This is a genomic window from Vibrio harveyi NBRC 15634 = ATCC 14126 = KCTC 12724, from assembly GCF_001591145.1.
Lineage (GTDB): Bacteria > Pseudomonadota > Gammaproteobacteria > Enterobacterales > Vibrionaceae > Vibrio > Vibrio harveyi.
Genome location: NZ_BCUF01000004.1, coordinates 52,777 through 75,630, shown reverse-complemented (window position 1 = coordinate 75,630; position 22,854 = coordinate 52,777). Strand labels below are relative to the sequence as shown.

At 45.0% G+C, this 22,854-nt stretch carries 21 protein-coding genes and 1 tRNA gene; 9 read left to right on the top strand and 13 right to left on the bottom strand.

What is annotated here, in order from left to right; genetic code table 11:
* Nucleotides 1-82 precede the first annotated feature (82 nt).
* From VHA02S_RS03335 to VHA02S_RS03325, 3 genes are all read right to left on the bottom strand, one after another.
* Complete coding sequence (locus tag VHA02S_RS03335) at nt 83-2,035, bottom strand: PTS mannitol transporter subunit IICBA (protein ID WP_038897775.1); 1,953 nt, start codon at nt 2,033-2,035, stop codon at nt 83-85.
* Between the two features lie 600 nt (nt 2,036-2,635).
* Complete coding sequence (locus VHA02S_RS03330; RefSeq protein WP_038897777.1) at nt 2,636-4,384, bottom strand: bifunctional lysophospholipid acyltransferase family protein/GNAT family N-acetyltransferase; 1,749 nt, start codon at nt 4,382-4,384, stop codon at nt 2,636-2,638.
* A 143-nt stretch (nt 4,385-4,527) separates the two neighbouring features.
* Nucleotides 4,528-4,821 (bottom strand): hypothetical protein, encoded by a 294-nt coding sequence (locus tag VHA02S_RS03325; protein WP_038897778.1) that lies wholly within the window; start codon nt 4,819-4,821, stop codon nt 4,528-4,530.
* A 163-nt stretch (nt 4,822-4,984) separates the two neighbouring features.
* Here VHA02S_RS03325 and VHA02S_RS03320 point away from each other — a divergent pair, with 163 nt between their 5' ends.
* Together VHA02S_RS03320 and VHA02S_RS03315 are read left to right on the top strand one after the other, a co-directional pair.
* On the top strand, nt 4,985-5,704 hold the full coding sequence (locus VHA02S_RS03320; RefSeq protein WP_005450432.1) for an SIMPL domain-containing protein: 720 nt from the start codon (nt 4,985-4,987) through the stop codon (nt 5,702-5,704).
* A 229-nt stretch (nt 5,705-5,933) separates the two neighbouring features.
* The gene (locus VHA02S_RS03315; protein ID WP_038897779.1) at nt 5,934-6,206 is read left to right on the top strand and encodes a hypothetical protein; all 273 of its coding nucleotides are present in this window, start codon (nt 5,934-5,936) and stop codon (nt 6,204-6,206) included.
* A gap of 112 nt (nt 6,207-6,318) precedes the next feature.
* Here the strand turns inward: VHA02S_RS03315 and VHA02S_RS03310 are convergent.
* The 5 genes from VHA02S_RS03310 to rpsU all read right to left on the bottom strand — a co-directional run bounded on the left by VHA02S_RS03310 (nt 6,319) and on the right by rpsU (nt 11,095).
* Nucleotides 6,319-6,394, bottom strand: a tRNA-Ile gene (locus tag VHA02S_RS03310).
* Nucleotides 6,395-6,539: 145 nt separating this feature from the next.
* Nucleotides 6,540-8,402, bottom strand: coding sequence for an RNA polymerase sigma factor RpoD (gene rpoD, locus VHA02S_RS03305; protein WP_005450428.1), 1,863 nt, complete (start codon nt 8,400-8,402; stop codon nt 6,540-6,542).
* A 99-nt stretch (nt 8,403-8,501) separates the two neighbouring features.
* A complete protein-coding gene (gene dnaG, locus VHA02S_RS03300) occupies nt 8,502-10,259 on the bottom strand; it encodes a DNA primase (RefSeq protein WP_009697586.1) in 1,758 nt (585 codons plus the stop codon).
* Nucleotides 10,260-10,407: 148 nt separating this feature from the next.
* On the bottom strand, nt 10,408-10,851 hold the full coding sequence (locus VHA02S_RS03295) for a GatB/YqeY domain-containing protein (protein WP_005450424.1): 444 nt from the start codon (nt 10,849-10,851) through the stop codon (nt 10,408-10,410).
* Between the two features lie 28 nt (nt 10,852-10,879).
* Complete coding sequence (gene rpsU / locus VHA02S_RS03290; RefSeq protein ID WP_001145625.1) at nt 10,880-11,095, bottom strand: 30S ribosomal protein S21; 216 nt, start codon at nt 11,093-11,095, stop codon at nt 10,880-10,882.
* 230 nt (nt 11,096-11,325) lie between these two features.
* Here rpsU and tsaD point away from each other — a divergent pair, with 230 nt between their 5' ends.
* Entirely contained in the window at nt 11,326-12,342 is a 1,017-nt protein-coding gene (gene tsaD, locus VHA02S_RS03285; RefSeq protein WP_005450422.1) for a tRNA (adenosine(37)-N6)-threonylcarbamoyltransferase complex transferase subunit TsaD, read from the top strand.
* A 187-nt stretch (nt 12,343-12,529) separates the two neighbouring features.
* On the top strand, nt 12,530-13,348 hold the full coding sequence (locus VHA02S_RS03280) for an alpha/beta fold hydrolase (RefSeq protein WP_038897780.1): 819 nt from the start codon (nt 12,530-12,532) through the stop codon (nt 13,346-13,348).
* Nucleotides 13,349-13,387: 39 nt separating this feature from the next.
* Here the strand turns inward: VHA02S_RS03280 and plsY are convergent, their stop codons facing one another.
* Complete coding sequence (gene plsY, locus VHA02S_RS03275) at nt 13,388-13,999, bottom strand: glycerol-3-phosphate 1-O-acyltransferase PlsY (RefSeq protein ID WP_005450419.1); 612 nt, start codon at nt 13,997-13,999, stop codon at nt 13,388-13,390.
* A 265-nt stretch (nt 14,000-14,264) separates the two neighbouring features.
* Between plsY and folB the strand changes: the two genes are divergently transcribed.
* Genes folB through VHA02S_RS03260 form a run of 3 tightly spaced genes read left to right on the top strand, consistent with a single transcriptional unit; the run spans nt 14,265 to nt 15,922 of the window.
* Entirely contained in the window at nt 14,265-14,624 is a 360-nt protein-coding gene (folB, locus tag VHA02S_RS03270; protein ID WP_005436044.1) for a bifunctional dihydroneopterin aldolase/7,8-dihydroneopterin epimerase, read from the top strand.
* Nucleotides 14,621-15,103 carry a 2-amino-4-hydroxy-6-hydroxymethyldihydropteridine diphosphokinase gene (gene folK, locus VHA02S_RS03265; protein WP_005450416.1) on the top strand — a complete coding sequence of 161 codons (483 nt, stop codon included), beginning with the start codon at nt 14,621-14,623 and terminating at the stop codon, nt 15,101-15,103. Before folB ends, folK begins: the two co-directional genes overlap by 4 nt.
* Nucleotides 15,104-15,118: 15 nt before the next feature.
* Entirely contained in the window at nt 15,119-15,922 is an 804-nt protein-coding gene (locus tag VHA02S_RS03260) for an undecaprenyl-diphosphate phosphatase (protein WP_009697588.1), read from the top strand.
* 78 nt (nt 15,923-16,000) lie between these two features.
* Here VHA02S_RS03260 and VHA02S_RS03255 read toward each other — a convergent pair whose 3' ends face one another.
* Nucleotides 16,001-17,221 (bottom strand): multifunctional CCA addition/repair protein, encoded by a 1,221-nt coding sequence (locus VHA02S_RS03255; protein WP_009697589.1) that lies wholly within the window; start codon nt 17,219-17,221, stop codon nt 16,001-16,003.
* Between the two features lie 148 nt (nt 17,222-17,369).
* Between VHA02S_RS03255 and VHA02S_RS03250 the strand changes: the two genes are divergently transcribed.
* Both VHA02S_RS03250 and VHA02S_RS03245 read left to right on the top strand, forming a co-directional pair.
* The gene (locus VHA02S_RS03250) at nt 17,370-18,998 is read left to right on the top strand and encodes an ExeA family protein (RefSeq protein WP_038897781.1); all 1,629 of its coding nucleotides are present in this window, start codon (nt 17,370-17,372) and stop codon (nt 18,996-18,998) included.
* The gene (locus VHA02S_RS03245; protein ID WP_009697591.1) at nt 18,998-19,723 is read left to right on the top strand and encodes a general secretion pathway protein GspB; all 726 of its coding nucleotides are present in this window, start codon (nt 18,998-19,000) and stop codon (nt 19,721-19,723) included. The genes VHA02S_RS03250 and VHA02S_RS03245 overlap by 1 nt, the downstream gene beginning before the upstream one ends.
* 107 nt (nt 19,724-19,830) lie before the next feature.
* Here VHA02S_RS03245 and VHA02S_RS03240 read toward each other — a convergent pair whose 3' ends face one another.
* The 3 genes from VHA02S_RS03240 to VHA02S_RS03230 form a co-directional block, all read right to left on the bottom strand.
* On the bottom strand, nt 19,831-20,442 hold the full coding sequence (locus VHA02S_RS03240; RefSeq protein ID WP_005450408.1) for a TIGR04211 family SH3 domain-containing protein: 612 nt from the start codon (nt 20,440-20,442) through the stop codon (nt 19,831-19,833).
* Nucleotides 20,443-20,636: 194 nt separating this feature from the next.
* Nucleotides 20,637-21,896 carry an inorganic phosphate transporter gene (locus VHA02S_RS03235; protein ID WP_038897782.1) on the bottom strand — a complete coding sequence of 420 codons (1,260 nt, stop codon included), beginning with the start codon at nt 21,894-21,896 and terminating at the stop codon, nt 20,637-20,639.
* A gap of 130 nt (nt 21,897-22,026) precedes the next feature.
* On the bottom strand, nt 22,027-22,707 hold the full coding sequence (locus VHA02S_RS03230; protein WP_005450406.1) for a TIGR00153 family protein: 681 nt from the start codon (nt 22,705-22,707) through the stop codon (nt 22,027-22,029).
* Between the last annotated feature and the right edge of the window lie 147 nt (nt 22,708-22,854).

Sequence of the window (22,854 nt, the reverse complement as noted above, 5' to 3'; positions counted from 1 at the left end):
TAAAACGAATCTAGGGTGAGGCCAACCGCATAGGGGGTGACAGCTGACCTCGGTTTGCTCAGGAGCAAATTAAAAGGAGTGATTAAGCCGCTTGCTGACCACCAAGGATGTTCAGAATCTCTTCTACATCGTTGGTGCTAGTTAGCTTCTCAATTGCCTCCGGCTCATCGAGCGCGTTTGTAATGGTGGTAATCACCTGGATGTGCTCATCGTTCTTAGCGGCAATGCCGATAACCAGTTTTGCTACATCATCGTCGTCTTCAGTAAATTGGATACCCGCAGGGTATTGGCAGATTACAATGCCTGTTTTCTTCACGCGGTCTTTCGCTTCTATGGTACCGTGAGGTACTGCGATAGATTCGCCTAGGTAAGTTGGAACCAACGCTTCACGTTCAAACATCGCGTCTACGTATTCTGGTTCTGCGTAGCCAAGTTCAACCAATTTGTTGCCTGCAAAGCGAATGGCTTCTTCTTTGTTAGCTGCTTTCAAACCTAGGTGAATGTTCTCACGTTGAATTTGAAATACAGATGGTTGCTGTGGCTCAAAGCTGTCGTCGTTCGCCGCCATTACCGACACTTTTACCATTTGGTCGTCATTGGCTGCGGATTGGTTTTGTGCTGCTAGTAGTTTGGTGACTAGCTGGTTGTACATTTCGCTGTCTAGGAAGTTCGTCAATGAAATGTGGTGGGCGTTCGGAGCATGCTTACGTGCACGATCCGTTAAGTCTTTATGAGTAATCACGATATCTGCACTCTCTGGTAAGCTGTTAATAGCAAGGTTGGTTACATGGATGTTCAGACCGGCGTCTTGAACCTTTTTGCGCAGCATGCTTGCACCCATTGCGCTTGAACCCATGCCCGCATCGCAAGCGACAATGATGCTTTGTACTGTCGCTAGGTCTACGTCACCTTTGCTTTGGCTGTTTACCACCGCATCGTTTTTAGATGCAGATTTCATGTCTTTCATTTGTGATGTTGCTTTCTCTAGTGCAGCTTCATCACCGTCTTCTTCTGTTGACGTTTGCGTCTTCATCAGTAGTGCCGCTACTGCGAATGACACACCTGTTGCTGCTGCGATAGATGCGAGTACACCTACGATTGAACCTTTCTGAGTCATCAACAAGATAGCAAAGATTGAACCTGGTGATGCTGGAGAAACGATACCTGCGTTAAACATTGTTAGAACGAATACGCCAGTCATACCACCTGCAATAGCTGCTAGGATTAGGCGAGGGTTCATTAAAATGTATGGGAAGTAAATTTCGTGGATACCGCCGAAGAAGTGGATGATTGATGCACCACCGGCAGTTTGACGAGCCGTTCCTTTACCAAACACCATGTAAGCCAGCAAGATACCTAGACCAGGACCTGGGTTCGCTTCGATTAGGAAGAAGATAGATTGACCTGTCTCAGACGCTTGTTGGATACCTAGTGGAGAGAAGATACCGTGGTTGATCGCGTTGTTTAGGAACAGGATCTTCGCAGGTTCAACGAAGATTGAAGTCAGTGGTAACAGGTGAGCAGATACTAGGAAGTTAACGCCAGCTGCTAAGCCACCAGATAGAATTTTTACGAATGGACCGATAAAGATAAAAGCAAGAATCGCACATAGCATGCCGATGATGCCTGCAGAGAAGTTGTTAACCAACATCTCAAAGCCACTTTTTACTTTACCGTCGATGTAGTTATCGAATTTTTTGATCGCCCAGCCACCCATCGGACCGACCATCATTGCACCCATAAACATTGGGATGTCTGTACCGACAATCACACCCATTGTTGTGATTGCGCCGACTACCGCACCGCGATCGCCACCGACTAATTTACCACCGGTATAACCGATAAGCAGTGGTAGCAAGTAGGTAATCATAGGACCAACCATAGAGGCTAACGTTTCGTTAGGTAGCCATCCAGTTGGGATGAATAGAGCAGTGATAAAGCCCCACGCGATAAACGCGCCGATGTTTGGCATTACCATGTTTGACAGAAAACGACCAAAATTTTGTATCTTGATCTTGGCATCTGGTGATATCATAACAATTCCCCGTTCGATGTTCTGATGAATATTGTTGTAGTAAACGGTTCGCCAAAACCGCTTGTTTGATTGCTTAGTACCCAATCAATTTACCACACATTTTCCAATTGGAACTGACAACGGGTTTTTCGTGATCTACGCCCGCATTTCCTAGGCTGAGAAACGGTTTTTAAGTGACTTGGATCGACTTATTGACCTGTAAATAAATAACAAAAAGCCACTTTCAAATCTGTCAATAAAAATACTAGTGATCAATTCGATCTTCTGACAAATTTAAATCCAAAATACTTTGTGATTTAGATCACTTTTGATTTCTTTTGAAATCCGAATTAAATACCTCAATCGATCAATGTCACACTTTGTGTTGTATTGCTTGGTCTTGTAAGTGTGATCTATGTCTGGTTTGGTAATTTGTGAAAGTTTTTGACGTAATTAGCGTGACCAATGTCATCGCTAAGGTTTTGATAAATTGCGTTGATGAATGTCTTTTCGAGCCACTTCACGCAGTGATATGTCATTAGTGATAGAAAGATTAGAAGTGCATTGCTCTAGGGCTTCATTCTATCCATGACAACGCACTTTTCATTGATATTTCAATACTCAGCGGTGTTGACCTAAGTAACGGTGAGCCTGCTCGCCCCCCATGTACCGTGCTAATGTTTTTTCTTGGACATTACGCAAGTCAACCATGATCAATCCATCCAAAGCGTTGTTGAATGCTGGATCTACATTGAAGCAAACCAGCTTGCCGTTGAGACTTAAATACTGACGTAGCAACACTGGCACGCCTTTCCCTTCGTCAATTCTGGCAATCACTCGAGACAGCAGTTGTAAATCGCCTAATGCCGTAAGCATGCTGGTATTCCAACCACGATGGTTCTCTGGTAGAGGGTTAGATGGCGTGACGTATTCTGCACAGTCATTGTCATAGTGGTGCAGTGTCATTGATTGAGCCAACAACTGGCGTGCTGTATCGCTGTAGTCATTACTGATACTGACTGGACCAAATAGGTGTGTGTAATCTGGGTTTTGATGTACGAAGGTCGCAATGCCTTTCCACAGTAGCAATAATGCACTCATGCTCTTTTGATATTGCTGAGCGATCACCGAACGCCCCATCTCGATCGATTTTCCCATCTGATCTAAAAAGCACTGGTCATAGTTAAACAGCGTACGTGAATACAGACCTTCTACACCACGCTTCTCAATCAGTTGATCAACCAAACCTAAGCGATAAGCGCCGACCAAGCATTGGTTTTCTCTGTCCCACACAAATAGGTGCAGATAGTCATGATCGAAGTGATCAATATCTATCGCTAATCCAGTGCCTTCACCAACTTGACGAAAATTGAATTCACGTAGACGACCAATTTCATGCAGTAGAGAAGGAATGCTCTTCGCCTCAGCACAATAGACATCGAACTCTCCACTTTCGAGTAGCTTTGCTTCTTCTGGTAGGTTGTTCAGTTCTTCAAGCAATTCGCCTATGGGTAACCCTGCCGCAATTGGAGAGAGCATTTCCGAAGAGGACGAGGGCTTGATTGGTTGGGTGTCACGATTAAGTAAATAAGTATTGAGGCGCAAATAGTTCACGACCTGATCATTGTTAAGTGTGTTGAGCTCTTTAAATTTTATGGCTTGCCCAAACGAAAGCTTGATGGTTTGTGCGTGTTTGTTCAATAGCTCTCGACCAAGCATTAGGGTACGCAAAAGTGGGTGGATTTTCCCCGCCATGTAAAAGCGTTTGGAATTTTGACCACTGATAAAGACTGGTACCGTGGTCGCTTTGTTTTTGCGGATAAGGCTACTGACACTACGGCTCCACTCTTTGTCTTCTAAACGTTGTGGTTTCGCATCGATTAATTGCGATACTTCACCGGCAGGAAAGACGAGTAATAAGCCACCATTAGCCAGATGCTTGTTGGCTGCTCTAAGCGCTTTCATGTTGGATTTGACAGCGTCTTTGCCTTCAAATACATCGACGCCAATGAAGAGCTGATCCAGCTCAGGAACGGTCTTAAGGTATTGATTGGCTAAGATTTGAATATCACCCCTGACCATCAACAGCAGCTCCGCCAAGATCACGCCTTCCACACACCCTAGAGGGTGGTTCGCCACAATGACGGTTGCACCTTGCTTAGGAACAGAGTCGAGTGAACCATGAGTGATACGATAATCGATGCCCAAGATATCCAGGGTAAAGCGGAGAAAGGTTTTGGTGTCGGCATTGATAGGTCGTCGGGCGTAGAACTTATCAAGTTGGTTTAAACCCGTTGCCCATTCAGTAACATTTTCACCAATGCCAAATGGCGTTTTACGAGGGAGACGAAAGGGGGTCGAACTATCCATATTTACCTCAGCGTACAAGTTGCTGATTGGATGGTAGAAATTACAGATGACAGTTCAGAGGCAAAAGCATGAGCCTTTGATGACAAAGCCGTGAAGCTTTATTGAACAAAGGCTATTCACCCAGATTTATGAGGGGAGTTTGTTTATGATTTATCACCGGCAAACATCAGGACGCTCATGGCGTTAAGCGTTTTACTGATTGACTCTATAGAGCTTAATACCTGTTTGGTTGGTTCATTTTCCAATAGTAGACGACCATCAAACCCCTTGGTTCCACAAGGCTCTTCTTCGCAATCCAATGTTCGCTCTTCATGCGTATTTTCTTCGGTGATTTGCTTATCAATCGTTGGGTCTTCAGAGGTCATATTGTTGGCACTAAAACAAGAAGTTGAGATGAAGACACCACTAATAATAAGCATTAACTTTGTTTTCAACATGATGATAAACCCAATAATAAAACACTGTTCGATTTTATGTTATTGTCTTCATCATTTCGAGTGATATGACAGAAATTTAGCTTTTGGTCGCTATTTTGTTGCCATTCGTAGGCTATCTTATCTGCATAACAAATTGATTGGTTTAACGAAATCAGGAGGATGAATGGAGAACGTTTCCAACAAAGCGTCAATATGGTTAGGGCTGTGTCTAATTATTGGTTTGGGAGTGTTGGGTTTCTTTATCCAGCAGACAGCGGTGAAATACAAAGCGTATGAACGTGTGGTTACGGTGAAAGGCTTGTCTGAGCGAGAGTACCCAGCGGATACAGTAATTTGGCCTATTCAATTTACTGTGGCGAGTAATGATATGACCGCAATGTTTGATGACATTGATCAGCAGACTAAGCTGGTCATCGATTTTCTTGTGGCAAAAGGACTGAATGAATCAAACTTCTCTCTGTCATCACCAGCTGTCATTGACCGTAAAGCTCAGCAATATGGTAGTGAGCAAGATATCGAATATCGCTACCTCGCAAACCGAACTGTGACGGTTTACAGCCAGAACATTGATTTGGTGAGAGCGGCAATCAATGAAATTGGCGAACTAGGCAAACAGGGCGTTTTATTAAACCAAGATCCTTATTCGAATCGTGTGGAGTATAGCTTTACTAAGCTTAACGAGATTAAGCCCGATATGATTGAGGAAGCGACGAAGAATGCACGAGAAGTAGCAGAAAAATTTGCTAAAGACTCACAGAGCTCACTCGGTAAAATTAAGCGAGCGACACAAGGTCAGTTCTCAATTTATGACCGAGATAGCAATACGCCTTACATCAAGAAGGTACGCGTTGTTTCAACTGTTCAGTATTACCTATCGGACTAAGTAAGATTATCTCAAGTTTCAACCTAATCTCACAAGCCAGTCATTTGACTGGCTTTTTTATGTTCAATCGATTGCATTATAAGTGCTGTAGGTTTTCTCGTTTATGCAAGTGATCTTTTATAAAACTAAGTTCTTATTTGTTTGGCAATGAAGTTGATAAAAGTCAATTCACAGAAGGAGTTAGAGGCGTAATTTTGACCGCACTTATTAGCTAGAAGGAATTACTAGAATGACCTTTAAACATTACCTCAGAGAGTTGTTAGGCTTAACCATTGTTGTCTCTGTGGTATTCGGAGTATTGAGTATCTTACTGGACTTCTGTGCTCTTGTAGCGCTGTGCGAACATCAAGAGAATATTGCCCATATTTTTTTCCATGAATCGTTCTACTTTATCGCATTCCTGATCCCGCCTTATTTCTTATGGAAAGTGATTAACCGTCCCGGCTTAGTTTCAGCAACAGAAGAGTATCAGGTCAGCAAGCTTGAGTTAGAGCGCCCTTAGCTGGAAATAAACCTAAACGTAAGTGCTTGGCTTGCGATGAGGATATTGGATGGAATCTCTATCTTCCAGATACAACAAAGGCCCGTAGATTTCTCCACGAGCCTTCTGAATATGGTGGCCCCTCCCAGACTTGAACTGGGGACCAATCGATTATGAGTCGACTGCTCTAACCACTGAGCTAAGGGGCCTTAATAGGTCAACGATTATAGGGGAAGCGTTGCGAGGTGTCTAGCCACTAGGTGGGGCAATTGCGCTTAGTTTTTATTCACTTAGCTTCACAGATAATAAAAAAGGCGACCCATTGGTCACCTTTTTTGATTTTAATCGCTTCGATTACTCGTCTAGGAAGCTGCGCAGTGTTTCTGAACGGCTTGGGTGACGTAGTTTACGTAGTGCTTTCGCTTCGATCTGACGGATACGTTCACGAGTAACGTCGAACTGCTTACCTACTTCTTCTAGAGTATGGTCAGTGTTCATGTCGATACCAAAGCGCATACGAAGTACTTTTGCTTCACGTGGTGTTAGACCTGCAAGTACGTCTTTCGTTGCCATTTTCAGGCTCGTTGCCGTAGCAGAATCTAGTGGTAGCTCTAGCGTAGTATCTTCGATGAAATCACCTAGATGCGAATCTTCGTCGTCACCGATTGGTGTCTCCATAGAGATTGGCTCTTTAGCGATCTTCAGTACTTTACGAATCTTGTCTTCTGGCATTTGCATACGTTCTGCCAGTTCTTCCGGTAACGGCTCACGACCCATCTCTTGTAGCATTTGACGAGAGATACGGTTTAGTTTGTTGATCGTTTCGATCATGTGTACCGGAATACGAATCGTACGTGCTTGGTCCGCGATTGAACGAGTGATTGCCTGACGGATCCACCACGTTGCGTAAGTCGAGAACTTGTAACCACGACGGTATTCGAACTTATCTACCGCTTTCATCAGACCGATGTTACCTTCTTGGATTAGGTCCAAGAACTGTAGACCACGGTTGGTGTACTTTTTAGCGATAGAAATTACTAGACGTAAGTTCGCCTCAACCATCTCTTTCTTCGCACGGCGAGCTTTCGCTTCACCGATAGACATACGACGGCTGATGTCTTTAATGTTTTGAACGTTCAGAGAAGTCTCTTCTTCAATCATTTTTAGTTTAGCGATTGAACGACGGATTTCTTCTTCGTTACGTTTGATCTTCTCAGCGTATGGCTTGTCAGATGATAGGATTTCATCTAACCATGCTTCGCTTGATTCGTTACCTGTGAACAGCGCGATGAACGATTTCTTCGGCATTTTGCCGTATTCAACTGCAGACTTCATGATCAGACGTTCTTGAGTACGAACGCGATCCATTGCTGTGCGCAGTTCATTCACTAAGTGGTCGAACTGTTTTGGTGTTAGACGGAATTCTTTAAATACGTCTAGCATCAACTCGTTAGCTACTGTTGCTTTCGGGCTTTCGTAACCGTGCTCGTTGATTGCAAGCTGAAGGTTTTGGTATGTGCTGCGTAGCTGGTTGAATTTCTCAAGCGCCAGCTCTGGGTCGATACCTACATCTTCTTCAGAGTCATCTGAATCGTCATCACTTTCTTCGTCTTCATCAACGTCTTCTTCGTCTTCTTCTTCTAGCTGAGATTCAGTTAGTTCAGAACCGATGTGCGTCGCTGTTGGTGCAGCTGTGTCGTCTGCATCAGGGTCAACAAATCCAGAGATTAGGTCAGTTAGACGAAGTTCTTCTGCTTGAACTTTGTCAAACTGCTCAAGAATGTATGGGATAGTGCCAGGGTATTCAGCAACAGACGATTGAACTTGGTTAATACCTTCTTCAATACGTTTTGCGATGTCGATTTCGCCTTCGCGAGTCAGCAGCTCTACAGTACCCATTTCACGCATGTACATGCGCACTGGGTCTGTTGTACGACCAATTTCACTTTCTACGCTAGAAAGTGCTGCTGCTGCAGCTTCAGCTGCATCTTCATCGGTGATGTTTGTGTCATCGTTCAGTGCAAGATCATCAGCATCAGGAGCAGTTTCTACTACCTTGATGCCCATGTCGTTGATCATCTGAATGATGTCTTCTACCTGTTCTGAATCTACGATTTCAGCAGGTAGGTGGTCGTTTACTTCGGCGTAGGTCAGATAGCCTTGTTCCTTGCCTTTAATAACAAGTAACTTTAGCTGTGACTGCGGATTTTGATCCATAGACGGTATCCAACTTCGTAATCTGGTGAAGGAATCAGTATGCGAAATGCAAACCACTTACTATAACAAATTAAATTGTTGCTGACTAATTAAACAGGGTTACGCTTTTAAATCTAGCATCAAAGCTAGCAGCTCCCTTTTCTCTTCGGCTGATAAACCGACACTTCTTGCTTTGGCCTGCAGGTTTTCAATTTGTTTTTCTACGCACTGGGCAATAATTTTATCCAGTGAGTCTAAAAATATTTCTTCTTGGTTGTCTTCATCGAGGGGAATATCCCAGCTCGCGAGACGAGACAGAAGGGTCTCATTTTGGCTGTTTCGCCAATGCTCTAATAATTGGCCAGTGTTGATATGGGGATGCGCCTGACATTTATCAAGTACATCAACAAATAAACTTAGGCCTGGTATGGATAAATCTCTCACTGAGGAAAGATCTGGTACCATTTGAGCATAGCTCGGATTCTGAATAAGTAGAGCGATTACCTCGCGCATCGGAGTTCGTTTGATCTCTTTGTGCGGCTGAGGTCGACTTTCACCCGTCTTTTTACGTGGTTGACGTAAGCGGTTATCAAAACCCGTGCGTTCATCAAGCAGCTTTTCGAGTAACTCCTGAAAATAGGGATCAGGAATCTTGTCAATCAATGCACTCGCATAGGCTCGTAGTGCTGATTTACCTTCATTATTGCCCAAGTTGATTTGGTGTAATTCAATCAGGTTATCAAAGAGATAGCTCGAAAGCGGTGTGGCTTGTTCTATTTGCTGTTCGAAGGCTTGCTTGCCATATTTTCGAACGTAGCTGTCAGGGTCTTCACCGTCAGGTAAGAACAGGAACTTCAATGTATTACCCGTTTTAAGGTACTGAAGTGCATTTTCTAGCGCGCGCCATGCGGCTTCTTTACCTGCTCGGTCACCATCGTAACAACATACGACGGTATTCGTTTGCCTAAACAGCATTTGAATGTGGTCGCCAGTGGTTGACGTGCCCAAAGAGGCGACAGAGTAATCTACGCCATATTGCGCCAACGCGACAACATCCATATAACCTTCAACCACCAAAATTCGTGGTGGTTCACGATATGCTTGTAGCACTTCGTAAAGACCATAAAGCTCTTTACCTTTATGGAAGATGGGCGTTTCTGGTGAGTTCAGATATTTTGGTGTGCCGTCGCCAAGTACGCGACCGCCAAATCCAATCACTCGACCACGGCGATCACGAATGGGGAACATGATACGACCACGGAAGCGGTCATAGCGGTTACCTTTGTCGTTCTCGATCAACATGCCGCCAGTCACAAGCATGTCTTGATTGTCTTTGTTCTGACCAAAGTTTTTACGGACCAAGTCCCATTCATCCGCCACATAGCCGATGCCAAACTTCTGTACGATTTCACCCGACAAACCGCGGTCTTTTAGGTACTCAATCGCCACTTTACTTGTTGGCTGCTTGAGTTGGTTACGATAGAACTGAGCAATGCTGCCCATGATATCGTAGAGACTACGTTTTTCGCTGCTGCTGGCTTGTGGTCCTGAGTTAAATTGACCACCACCACTGCGTTGTTCGCGTGGTACATCTAATCCAAGATAAGATGCCAGTTCTTCAATGGCTTCGACAAAGTCTAGGCGTTCGAACTCCATAATGAAGTCGATGGCATTGCCATGCACGCCACAACCAAAACAGTGATAAAACTGCTTTTCTTGGCTAACGCTGAATGACGGTGTCTTTTCGTTATGGAAAGGGCAGCAAGCGCCGTAGTTTTTGCCTTTTTTCTTAAGTTTCACGCGCGCGTCGATGATATCGACAATATCGAGTCGAGCTAGGAGGTCATCAATAAAACTGCGAGGGATGTGTCCAGCCATAAAACCTAACAAAAAAAGAAAATCATGATTGGTGTGAATGGGTTACAGAGAAAAGCATGTGTGCGGCTTTTTGTTATTCCATTCTGCCAGATACAAACAAGCCGTGCGTTCCAAAGGATAGCACGGCTTGCTGCAATTGGGTGGGGTATTAAGCCAATTTAGCGCGAACTAAACCGCTTACTTTACCCATATCTGCACGCCCTTGAATTTGCGGTTTCAGAACGCCCATTACTTTGCCCATGTCTTGCATGCCAGCTGCGCCAGATTCAGCAACTGCGCTCTCAATAAGAGCTGCAACTTCTTCGTCTGTCAGTGGTTGAGGCATAAAGTCCTCAAGAACGGTAATTTCAGCTTGTTCCGCATCAGCAAGATCTTGACGACCTGCTGCTTCAAATTGCGTTACAGAGTCGCGACGTTGTTTAACCATCTTGGTCAACACAGCAAGAATGTCGTCGTCGCCCAGAGTAATCTGTTCGTCAACTTCACGTTGCTTAATTGCAGATAGAGCTAAACGAATAGTACCAAGGCGCAATTTGTCCTTGGCTTTCATCGCTAATTTTTGCTCTTCTTTGAGTTTATCAATCAGAGCCATAACTAAATTCCTTTCCGGAGCTCAGTTATTAGTACAGGCGAACGCGACGAGCGTTTTCGCGAGCTAGCTTCTTAGCGTGACGCTTTTGAGCTGCTGCTTTAGCGCGTTTGCGAACTGTAGTTGGTTTTTCGTAGTGCTCACGACGACGCACTTCAGAAAGGATACCTGCTTTTTCGCAAGAGCGCTTGAAACGACGTAGAGCAACGTCGAACGGTTCGTTTTCACGTACTTTAACTACTGGCATATGCCTTTCACCTCAGGGGTTATTCGTTAACGCTGGAATTTAATGAACCAAATCACAATTGTTTGGTCAGTTACCAGCTTGATCAAAAATGGTGCGGAATTTTAATCCGATCAACACAGCTTTGTAAAGCGTTTTATCGCCTATTGTCTGTACAAAATTTGTTTGAAGCACCAAGGCAGGGTAATATGACGCCCAAATTTCCTCTATATAGAAAGCACACTGAGAAAACCATGCGCATTATTGGTATTGAAACCTCTTGTGACGAGACTGGCATCGCGATTTATGACGATGAGAAAGGTCTTTTATCACACAAGCTTTACAGCCAAGTAAAACTTCACGCAGATTACGGCGGCGTGGTGCCTGAGTTGGCTTCACGTGACCATGTTAAGAAAACCATTCCTCTTATTAAAGAGGCATTGAAAGAAGCGAATCTGACTTCCAAAGACATCGACGGTGTTGCATACACGGCAGGTCCGGGTTTGGTAGGTGCATTGCTTGTCGGTGCCACTATCGGTCGCAGTATTGCTTATGCTTGGGGTGTGCCTGCGGTGCCTGTTCACCATATGGAAGGTCACCTACTGGCGCCTATGCTAGAAGATAACCCACCACCGTTCCCATTTGTGGCGGTATTGGTATCGGGTGGTCACTCAATGATGGTTGAAGTTAAAGGCATCGGCGAGTACAAAATCCTAGGCGAATCTATTGATGATGCGGCGGGTGAAGCATTCGATAAGACTGCGAAGCTAATGGGCTTGGATTACCCTGGTGGTCCACTGTTATCTAAGTTGGCTGAAAAAGGTACTCCGGGTCGCTTTAAATTCCCACGTCCAATGACGAATGTGCCAGGTTTGGACATGAGCTTCTCAGGTTTAAAAACTTTCACGGCAAACACGATTGCTGCAAACGGTGATGATGAACAAACTCGCGCTGATATCGCTTACGCATTCGAAGAAGCGGTATGTGCTACGCTGGCAATTAAATGTAAGCGCGCACTTGAGCAAACAGGTATGAAGCGCATTGTTATTGCTGGCGGTGTAAGTGCTAACCGTCGTCTGCGTGCTGAGCTTGAAAAACTGGCGAAGAAAGTTGGTGGTGAAGTTTACTACCCACGCACTGAGTTCTGTACGGACAATGGCGCGATGATCGCATACGCAGGTATGCAACGCCTGAAAAACGGTGAAGTGGCAGATATGTCGGTAGAAGCGCGTCCGCGTTGGCCTATCGACCAGCTTACGCCAATCGCGTAATCAAACTTCTACTGAAGGTTTGAAATATATTTAACACGATAAAGGTCTCTGCTCATCAGAGGCCTTTATTTTTAGCTAGCTAATTGAAAGACCTTGTGTAATTGATTGTAAGAGCCTAACTGATGCGAGCAGTTTTGTTTCGTTTCAGTGATAGGATTGTGCCGAAGAATAATAAATGGATATAACAATGAATAAGTTTGAAATTGAAGGTCAGCAGCTTGCTTACCTAGATAAGGGCGAAGGTCCTGTATTGCTGTTTGGTCACAGCTACTTGTGGGATAACCAAATGTGGGCTCCACAGATTGAAGTGTTGAGCCAATCATATCGTTGTATCGTGCCTGATCTATGGGCGCATGGTGAGTCGGACGCCGCGCCTACTTCGACGCGATCTTTAGTCGATTACGCTCAACATATGCTGGCACTCATGGATCATTTGGAGATCGAACAATTCTCTATTGTTGGTTTATCGGTTGGTGGGATGTGGGGAGCAGAGCTGACGTCACAAGCTCCTCAACGTGTTAAATCTCTGGTTCTTATGGATACATTCATCGGTTTGGAACCTGAAGTTACACATAAGAAATACTTTGCGATGCTGGATGCGATAAGCCAAGTTCAAGCTGTACCAGCACCGATCGTTGAGGCTGTCACACCGCTGTTCTTTGCCAACAACGCAGAGCAAGCCAATCCTGAACTTGTGGCATCATTCAAGCAAAGTCTTGAAGCATTGCAAGGTGAGCGCGCGGTCGAAGTAGCTCGTATTGGACGTATGGTGTTTGGGCGTCGTGACGTTATCGAAGATGCAGAGATGTTTGCATTGCCAACCTTGATTGCGGTTGGTCGCGAGGATAAGCCTCGTCCAGTATTTGAATCTTACTTAATGAACGATTGCATCACTGGCAGTGAGTTGGTTGAGATCCCTGAAGCGGGTCATATCAGTTCATTGGAACAGCCAGAAATCGTCAACCAGATGTTGTTGGATTTCTTGAATAAAGTGCATGCGTCGTAATTTTTTCAAGTAACGATTGAATAAACAAAAAACTCGGCATTACGCCGAGTTTTTTTCTACCAATTTCTTTTCACCAATCTTGGGTTCTTCCCCTGACAATAAGCGGCGAATATTCTGATGATGTTTAAACACGATCAAACAACAAAGCATCGCGACAGGTAAGGTGTACTGCGGTTTGAACATCCAAGCATAGAAGGGCGTAACGAGTACCGTAACAAGCGCAGCTAGAGAAGAGTAGCGAAACAACAAAGCGACCGATAACCAAGTCAGCATGACCAGCCCAGTCAGATCCAATCCAATAGGGGCTATTGCACCAAGTGCTGTTGCGACACCTTTACCCCCCTTAAAGTGGAAAAATATTGGGTACATGTGACCAAGGCACGCTGCAATGGCAATAACGCCAAGGATGATTGGGTCGATACCAAGAAAGTAGCCGCTCCAAACCGGAATTGTTCCTTTGAGCATGTCGAACAGCAACACTGCCGCCGCTGCACCTTTGCCTCCGATACGCAGGACATTGGTGGCTCCAGGATTGTTAGAGCCCACTTTACGCGGATCCGGCAGTCTTAATAAACGACAAATTAGCACCGCGCTGGAGATAGAACCCAGCAAATAGGCTGCCATTGTCATTATTAGTGCCAGTGCGTCCATAGAAGTCCTTGATGGATTGGAATTTAATGCTCAGTTCCTGAGTAATTGCTATCATACCGCGATTCGGCTTTGAGCAAAAATACTCTCTGCGATAGAGCTTGCATTATGGGATTTCTTGTATATAAAGAGTCTTCGCAGTTTATACCCAAGCGACTTTTTCAGCCAATTTACAGAGTGAAAGGTCATAGTAGGTTGCTTGGGTATAGAATAGTACGATCAATTTGCCCAAATCGGGTATCCGACCTCTGTAAAAGAAGGACATAAGATGGCTCTGGATAAAGTTTTTATTGAACAGTTAGAAGTAATCACCACCATCGGCGTTTACGATTGGGAACAGCAAATCAAGCAAAAGCTGGTTCTGGATATCGAAATGGCACACGACAACAAACCTGCGGGTAAGAGTGATGATGTTCAAGATGCGTTGGATTACTCACAAGTGAGTGAAGCGGTGTTGAATCACATCGAAAATGGTCGTTTCTTGTTGGTTGAGCGTGTCGCAGAAGAAGTTGCAGAACTTATCATGCAACGTTTCTCTGTACCTTGGGTGAAAATTCGTTTAGCGAAGCCTGGTGCGGTTCCTCAAGCACGCGCAGTTGGTGTTGTGATTGAGCGAGGTCAGGCATGATCAAAACGTATATCGGAGTAGGCACCAATATAGAAAGAGAGCAGCACGCGCGAGTAGCTTATCAAGAGTTGCAAAAGCTAGGCTGCGATCTGTGTGTTTCTCCGATATATGAATGCGAGCCAATCGGCTTTAGTAGTCAAAACTTCTACAACTTCGTGATTAGTTTCTCCACGAAGCTATCACTCGAAGAGTTGAGTCACCACTTACGCGAGATTGAATTTCAGTGGGGGCGCGAAGAAAACGCGCAAAAGTATCAGGATCGAACCTTAGATCTCGATATAGTCTTGTTCGGTGAATGCATTTCGCCACAAAAACCTGAGCTACCTCGCAGTGATATCTACAAATATCCTTTTGTAACAAAGCCCCTGTATGATCTCGAACCTCAATTGGTGATCCCCGGCGATGGAAGAACAATCGCAGATATTTGGCAGGCGATGCAGCCAGTCGATTCACTCAAACCAGTTTCTTTTTCACTTTAATTTTGAGTTGTTTACATGAGTTACTTTGAAGCCTTTATTTTGGCTCTGATTCAGGGTCTGACAGAGTTTTTGCCAATTTCCAGCTCTGCCCATTTGATCCTGCCTTCTGCCATTCTTGGTTGGGAAGACCAAGGTCTGGCATTTGATGTTGCTGTTCACGTTGGTACGTTAATGGCCGTTGTGATTTACTTCCGACAAGAGGTCATCACGCTATTCCAAGCGCTATTTGCTTCTATCTTTAAGGGTGATCGCAGTAAAGAAGCCAAATTAGCATGGATGATCGTGCTGGCTACGATTCCTGCATGTGTATTTGGTTTGTTGATGAAAGATATCATTGAGATCTATTTGCGCAGTGCCTATGTAATTGCAACGACGACCATCATTTTTGGTCTGCTACTTTGGTGGGTAGACAAGAATGCAAAACTGGTTGCCGATGAATACCAAACGGGTTGGAAGAAAGCGCTATTTATTGGTATCGCTCAGGCGCTTGCTATGATCCCTGGCACTTCTCGTTCTGGTGCCACGATTACTGCGGCTTTGTACCTTGGCTTTACTCGTGAAGCTGCGGCGCGTTTCTCGTTTCTGATGTCGATTCCAATCATCACCTTGGCTGGTGGTTACCTAGGCTTGAAACTGGTAACAAGTGGCGAGCCTGTACACGTTGGCTTCCTGCTAACTGGTATTGTGACATCCTTTATCAGTGCGTACATTTGTATCCACTTCTTCTTGAAGATGATTTCACGTATGGGTATGACGCCATTTGTGATTTACCGTCTGATTCTAGGTTTCGGTTTATTCGCCTTCTTGCTAACGGCTTAAGTTGAGCAGCTAAAACTGAAATAAAAACGCCCGCTTTTAATTGCGGGCGTTTTTGTCTGTCTACCTGCTTTGCCGGACTTATTTGCCTAATGCAATTCTAACCGCTTCTACACGGCGCTTCTCTTGTTCATCACGAATAGCGGGTCCTTGAAAACCGTCTTTAATAATGGCTTGCACATCGACTGATGCCGCCGCTTTATAGGCTTGCATAAACAATTCTGCTTGCGGGTAGGGTTGCAGTTCTAATCCTTTACGACCTGCGTGATCGGCTTGGCAGCAAATTAAGATATCTTGCAAGCGTTCGGATTTACGCCAAACATCAAACTTATTGAGAATTTTGATGACGGTTTGAGGTTTAAGCTCAGCCGCTCGATGAATATTGGAGTGCTGCTCGCACACCATTAATGCTAAGTCGCGGAACTCATTAGGTACACGTACACGATCGCACAGCTTTTTGATTAGCTTCAAACCGGTATGGCAATGCATCTTATGGCTCGGCCATTCCTTTTCAGGCGTGATGCCTTTACCCAAATCATGCACTTGTGCAGCAAATCGAACTGGCAGTGAATCACTGAGTTTTGCTGCTTGCTCAGCCACCATTAAGGTGTGGATACCAGTATCAATCTCCGGGTGCCACTTCTCTGGTTGAGGGACCCCAAACAATGCATCAATTTCAGGCAAGACAACCGCTAATGCACCGCAATCTCTAAGCACTGATAAGAATACGTCAGGTCGAGCAGTGGACAATGATTTGTGCCATTCTTGCCAAACGCGTTCTGGTGTCAGCGTGCTCAGTTCTCCTGATTCTGCCATATTGCGCATCAGCAGCATGGTTTCTTCTGCGACACTAAAGCCTAAGTGGGCTAACTTTGCAGCAAAGCGTGCGACACGCAAAACACGCAGTGGATCTTCGATAAAGGCATTCGAAACATGGCGCAGCACTTTAGCTTGCAGGTCTTGCTGGCCACCATGGGGGTCGTACAACTTGCCGTCATTATCCATTGCCATCGCATTGATAGTGAGGTCACGACGGATCAGATCGTCTTCTAATGTGACACTTTGATCGAAAAAGCAATCAAAGCCAGTGTAGCCTGCGCCAGATTTTCTTTCGGTTCGTGCAAGGGCATGTTCTTCTTTGCTCTTAGGGTGTAAGAACACAGGGAAATCCTTTCCAACTGCAGTATAACCTTGGCTAAGCATGATTTCCGGCGTTGCTCCAACTACAACCCAGTCTTTGTCGTAGCTGTCTATTCCAAGCAAATGATCTCGAACTGCTCCACCAACTAAATAAACTTGCACGGATTACCTCTTAATTTATCGATCTGACGTTGGACATTGTAGCAAGCAATGGTACTTTTCTTTACTTCTAAAAGAACTTAGCGCTTTGTTTAAGTCTAATAAGGAAATACCCGATTTGATTGAGGGTGGGTTTTAGCTGGAGATCCTAATGTATAAGGACTTTTTCGGGTTTGTTGAACTGCCATTTTCCATAGTTCCAAACTCGCGTTATCTGTATCTGAGTCAACGTCATAAAGAGGCGATTACGCATCTGCAGGCGGGGTTAGGCGATGGTGGTGGTTTTGCCATGCTAACCGGTGAAGTAGGGACAGGTAAAACCACGGTTGCTAAAGCCATGCTGGCAAACTTGGATGAGAATACGAAAGCGGGCTTGATCCTTAATCCGACCTTCTCAAGCCGCGATTTACTTGAAGCCATTTGTGACGAGTTCAAAGTCACTTACCCCGAAGAAGCGAGCCTCAAGCAGCTTAACCAAGCGATTCATGATTACTTATTGCGCAATCATAAAATGGGCTGGACGACCTTATTGGTGATTGATGAGGCTCAGCACTTAGCCGCTGATGTGCTTGAACAGCTTCGCTTATTAACCAACTTAGAGACGGACACCAGAAAGCTCCTCAAAGTGCTGTTAGTTGGTCAGCCAGAGCTGCAACGCTTGCTGCAAACCACTCAATTGCGTCAACTTGCTCAACGGATTACTGGTCGATATCACCTGCTACCACTCGATGAGAAAGAGACTGCGGACTATATTACTTTCCGCCTGCATACTGCTGGTGGTGATAAACAGTTGTTTGACCGTAGCTCGACCAAATTGATTGCTAAGTACAGTCACGGCATCCCACGCTTGATTAACCTGATTTGTGATAAGTCGTTAAACCTGAGTTACCACAAAGGTAATGTTGTGGTTGATAAGCAAACAGTACATCAGGCTTGTGAAGAGGTGATGCAGTTCCAAGCCGAAATTTACCAGCAAGACCAGCCTGTCCGTCGTAGCTTTGAATGGCCTACTTGGGGCTCTGCTGCGATTGGCGTGTTTGCCGCGGTAGGTATTGGTTGGGCAGTGATGCAGAAAATGCCATCTCAAGTTAGTACCAGCATCCAACCTAATCCCATTCAAGTTGCTCAGACGACATCGCAACCTGTAATCGCAGAGATGAACGAGCAACTCACCAGTGAACAACGCAATATGCTCTTAGAGCAGACGCAATCGAACTTGGCAGTTAATGAACTGTACAAGTTGTGGGGCTATCGTGCCTCTGTTCGTGACAACTTGTGTTTGTCCGAACCGCAATCAACCATGCGTTGTGAGCGTAAAATGGCAACGTGGCCGTTGTTAGTGCAACAAAATCGCCCTGTCATCTTAGAGCTGAATTACCAAGGGCAAGTGGGTTACGTCCTGTTGTACGCGATTGGAAATGACAAGGTGGAAGTCCTTAATGGTAGCCAACGTTTGCGATTGCCTGTTTCATGGCTTAAACCATTGTGGCAGGGCAATATCATTGAATTGTGGCAAGCTCCTCTGAGAGAGACCCTACGTTTAGATATGGAAGGTCCAGCAATTGAAGTATTGGATACCCTTCTCGCTCAAGCGGTGAATGAACAACCATTAGGCACGGACATCTTTGATGCTGCATTAAAAGAGCGAGTGGAATTGTTCCAGCGTTGGCAGGGCATTGGCGTTGATGGTATTGCCGGTCAAAGAACTTTAGAGCGCTTACAGCAGAGCGTGCAGACTGATGCTCCTGCCTTGAAACAGATTAAAGAGGAGGGCGCATAATGTCAGTCATGAAGCATGTGGGGCTCTTTTTATTGCCGGTAAGTATTACGGCAGTCGGTGCTGCTTGGTATTTGGACTTATTTGCTCAAGAGGGCATAGCTCCAGCGGCAACAGAGATACAAGCACAAGCAACCAATGCATTGGTCGAGCTTAAATCTACGACTAACTTTGAAAGCTTGAGTTATCCTGAAGAGCCCCAATTGGCGCAGCTTCAGCGTGAATGGCCAACAGCAGAGCTCTCACAGGACATTGGTACCTTTATTGGTGAAGAGTATGCGAGTAATGACGCCGTTCCTGGTGAGCAAGAGCTACTCAACGAGCCTCAGAAAACAGTAAAAACAAGCCCTACAATGCGAAGTGGTGATGACCTTGGTTTGTCTTTAGATGATCTTGATTTGTCCTCATTGTCGCCTGACCTTGCTTTGAAAGTAGAGAACGCGCTTGCGAACGATGACCAGCCATCGACAAACGATAGCTCGTCTGTTGACGATTTAGAGCGAGAAGCTCAACAATGGCATGGTCGTTTGCCTGCTCTTAACTTACAAACTCACATGTACTCAAGTGATGTAAAGCGACGTTGGGTGAAAATTAACAATGTTGAGTACCACCAAGGCGATGTTGTCGATGGGCAAGTGACCTTAAAAGAGATCCAACCTCAAGCGGTCATTGTCGAATTCCAAGGCGAGCAGATCCGTATCCCTGCTTTATATGAATGGAAAGGCTAGAGGCATCCCATTGTTTCTTTCTCTGTGTCATTCAGGACTAAACAGACAAAACAAAAAAGCCAGTCGAGTTCGACTGGCTTTTCTTTTACCGATTCAGAGTAAGGTGATTACGCCCAACCTGCTGGTGATTTCTTTCTACGTGGGATGATATGAGGAAGAATCAAACCAAACAGTAGACCTAGACCTGCAACACCACCACCGTAAGTAAAGTACTTCAGTAACATGTCGTCTTTTTGTGTGTCTAGTTTGGCGCGAAGTTCGCGGTTTTCTGTTTCAACAGAAGTAAGCTGGTCGCTGATTTCAGAGTATTTCTTCTCTAGATCAGAAATTTGTTGGTTGCGTGTTTCTAGTGACGTTACTAGCCCCGCTTTTTCTGTGTCTGAGTTCTGGCGTGCGTTTGCCAGTTGCTCTTTCACTTCTTTCAGTTCTTTCTCAACGCGAGGAAGGCGGATTGCCATGCTCTCTTGGTTAGTTACAAACTTGCTTTGAACCCAGCCAGTACGACCGCGTGCATCACGGATTTGGGTGTAACCCGTGTCTTTGTTTGTTTGAAGAAGTTGTACTTTAGAGCCTGCGTTAACACTACCCATGATACGGTAAGTGTTGTTTGGACCAGAGTGCATGAAAGTGAATAGGTCATCAGAAATATAACGGTCTGCCGCTAGTGCCGCTGGCGCTGCTAGCAAAGTAAACAAAACCGTGATGATTAGTTTTTTCACAGTAAATCCCTTAACGATTTTCTTGGATACAGCTTTGGCACCGAATTATTGGAGCCGGAAATAGACGAATATTATGCAGTTTCAAACTTAGGTGCAACAAAGAAGGGAGGCAAAGCCTCCCTTTCTGTGCGTTTGAGTCAATAATGACAAAGCGTTTACATTGTATTGACCCAGCGCTTCGCGCTAAAGCAGTGTTACGAGAACATCGCTTGGATGCCGTAGAAGAATACGACTGCTAGTAGTGCACCAGCAGGTAGCGTAACGATCCAAGATGCAACGATGTTACGAACTACGCCCAAGTTAAGGGCTGCAATACCACGAGCGAAACCTACACCTAGAACCGCACCAACCAGTGTTTGCGTTGTAGAGATAGGTAGACCTGTACCTGACGCTAGAACTACTGTACATGCTGTTGCTAGCTGAGCAGCAAAGCCACGGCTTGGTGTTAGTTCAGTGATACCAGTACCAACTGTTGCCATTACTTTGTGACCTAGTGTTGCTAGACCAACAACGATACCAAAACCACCTAGAGGAAGAATCCACCATGCGATTGAGCTCTTCGTTGTGATTTCACCCATGTGCTCAACAGTTGATACAACTGCAGACAGTGGACCGATCGCGTTAGCTACGTCGTTTGAACCGTGAGCGAATGCCATAGCACACGCTGTGATAACCATTAGTACGCTGAAGATACCTTCTACGCCAGCAAAGCTGCGGTCTTCTTCACGGTTAGCAAATTTCTTCTGAATGTAGAAGTAACCGCCAGCCATTACTGCTGCAGATACGACTGCTGCCCACATCCATGCTTCACCGTTGCTAAGGTGTAGACCTACGTGTTTCAGACCTTTCTTGATAGTTACAAGTGCAATCACCATCGTCGTGATGAACATGTAAACTGGAACGAAACGTTTTGCGTTGAATAGTGGGTTCTCAGTATCAAAGATCAGACGCTGTGCGCTGACAAAAATGACGTAAGCAAAGAAGCCTGAGATAACCGGAGTAATAATCCAGCTACCGACAATCCCTTGTACACTGCTCCAATCAACTGCTTCAGTACCTACAGACACACACGCAAAACCGATGATTGCACCGATGATAGAGTGAGTAGTCGATACTGACCAGCCCATGTAAGAAGCAAGTAGAAGCCAAGTACCAGCCGCAAGAAGCGCTGACATCATGCCGTAGACAAGAATATCAGGTTGGCTAGCAAATAGAGATGTTTCGATAACACCTTTACGGATAGTGTCGGTTACTTCACCGCCTGCAAGGTATGCACCCGCAAATTCAAAGATCATCGCAATGATGATTGCTTGTTTTACGGTTAGCGCTTTTGAGCCAACAGATGTACCCATAGCATTAGCAACGTCGTTCGCGCCAATACCAATCGCCATCATGAAACCAAAAATCGCTGCAACAATAATCAGGACAGTGCCGTAGTTCGCAAGGATATCCATCGTAATACCTAGTTGTTTTATAACAAGCGGAGCAAAATTTTGCGCGCGTCAGCCCATAAGACGGTGAATTTTGTCATCGTCTATCTGACACGCGTGAATAATGCTCTTCGTTATGTCGTTAACTTATGTTTTAAGATCGAGATAGCATGACTTCCAAACGAGCACCTACGCGCTGCGCTTGGTCGGCAATACCACCTACCCATTCAAGAATCTTGTACAAGAACATGACATCGATAGGGTTCATGTCAGATTCAATCACCATCAGTTGTTGGCGAAGTTCAATCTGCATTGCATCGGTATCATCTTCAATCACGTCCAATTGATGAATCATTTCAGCAACGAGCGTTACTTCACGGCCTTTGAAGCCGGTCTCTAGAAGTTCATCAAGTTCGTTAATTACTTTTTGCGCCTGATCAGCCGCATCAAGACAACGTTGAACGTATGCGAGGAAGTTTGGTTGGAGAGCCTCAGGAATGACAAGTTGACGACCATATACACGGCCAGCAATGTCTTTTGCCAGGTTAGCAAGTTTGTCTTGTTGAGTTAGAAGCTCAAGCATGTCAGTACGATCGACTGGCATAAACAAACCGCGAGGCAGTTTTAGACGGATTTCACGTTTTAGCACGTCCGCTTCTTTCTCTAGGTGAGAAATTTGAGCACGGATTTCAGCTGCTTTTTCCCAGTCACCCTTTGAAGATACTTCAAAGAACTTAACCAGGTGTGAACAACATTCGTTGACACACACAACGTGGCGCTGCAAAGGCTTAATTGGGGACTTTGCAAATAACCCCATAATTGTATTTACTGGCATGGTCATTCAACCTAATAACTATAACCTTAAAAAAACATACACCATTTCTTGGCGAAATGTTGAACGATGGCTATAAAGGCGCGCATGTTAACGCATTAAATCGCTCATTAAAACTGTTTTAGATCATCATTCGGGTGATATTTCTTT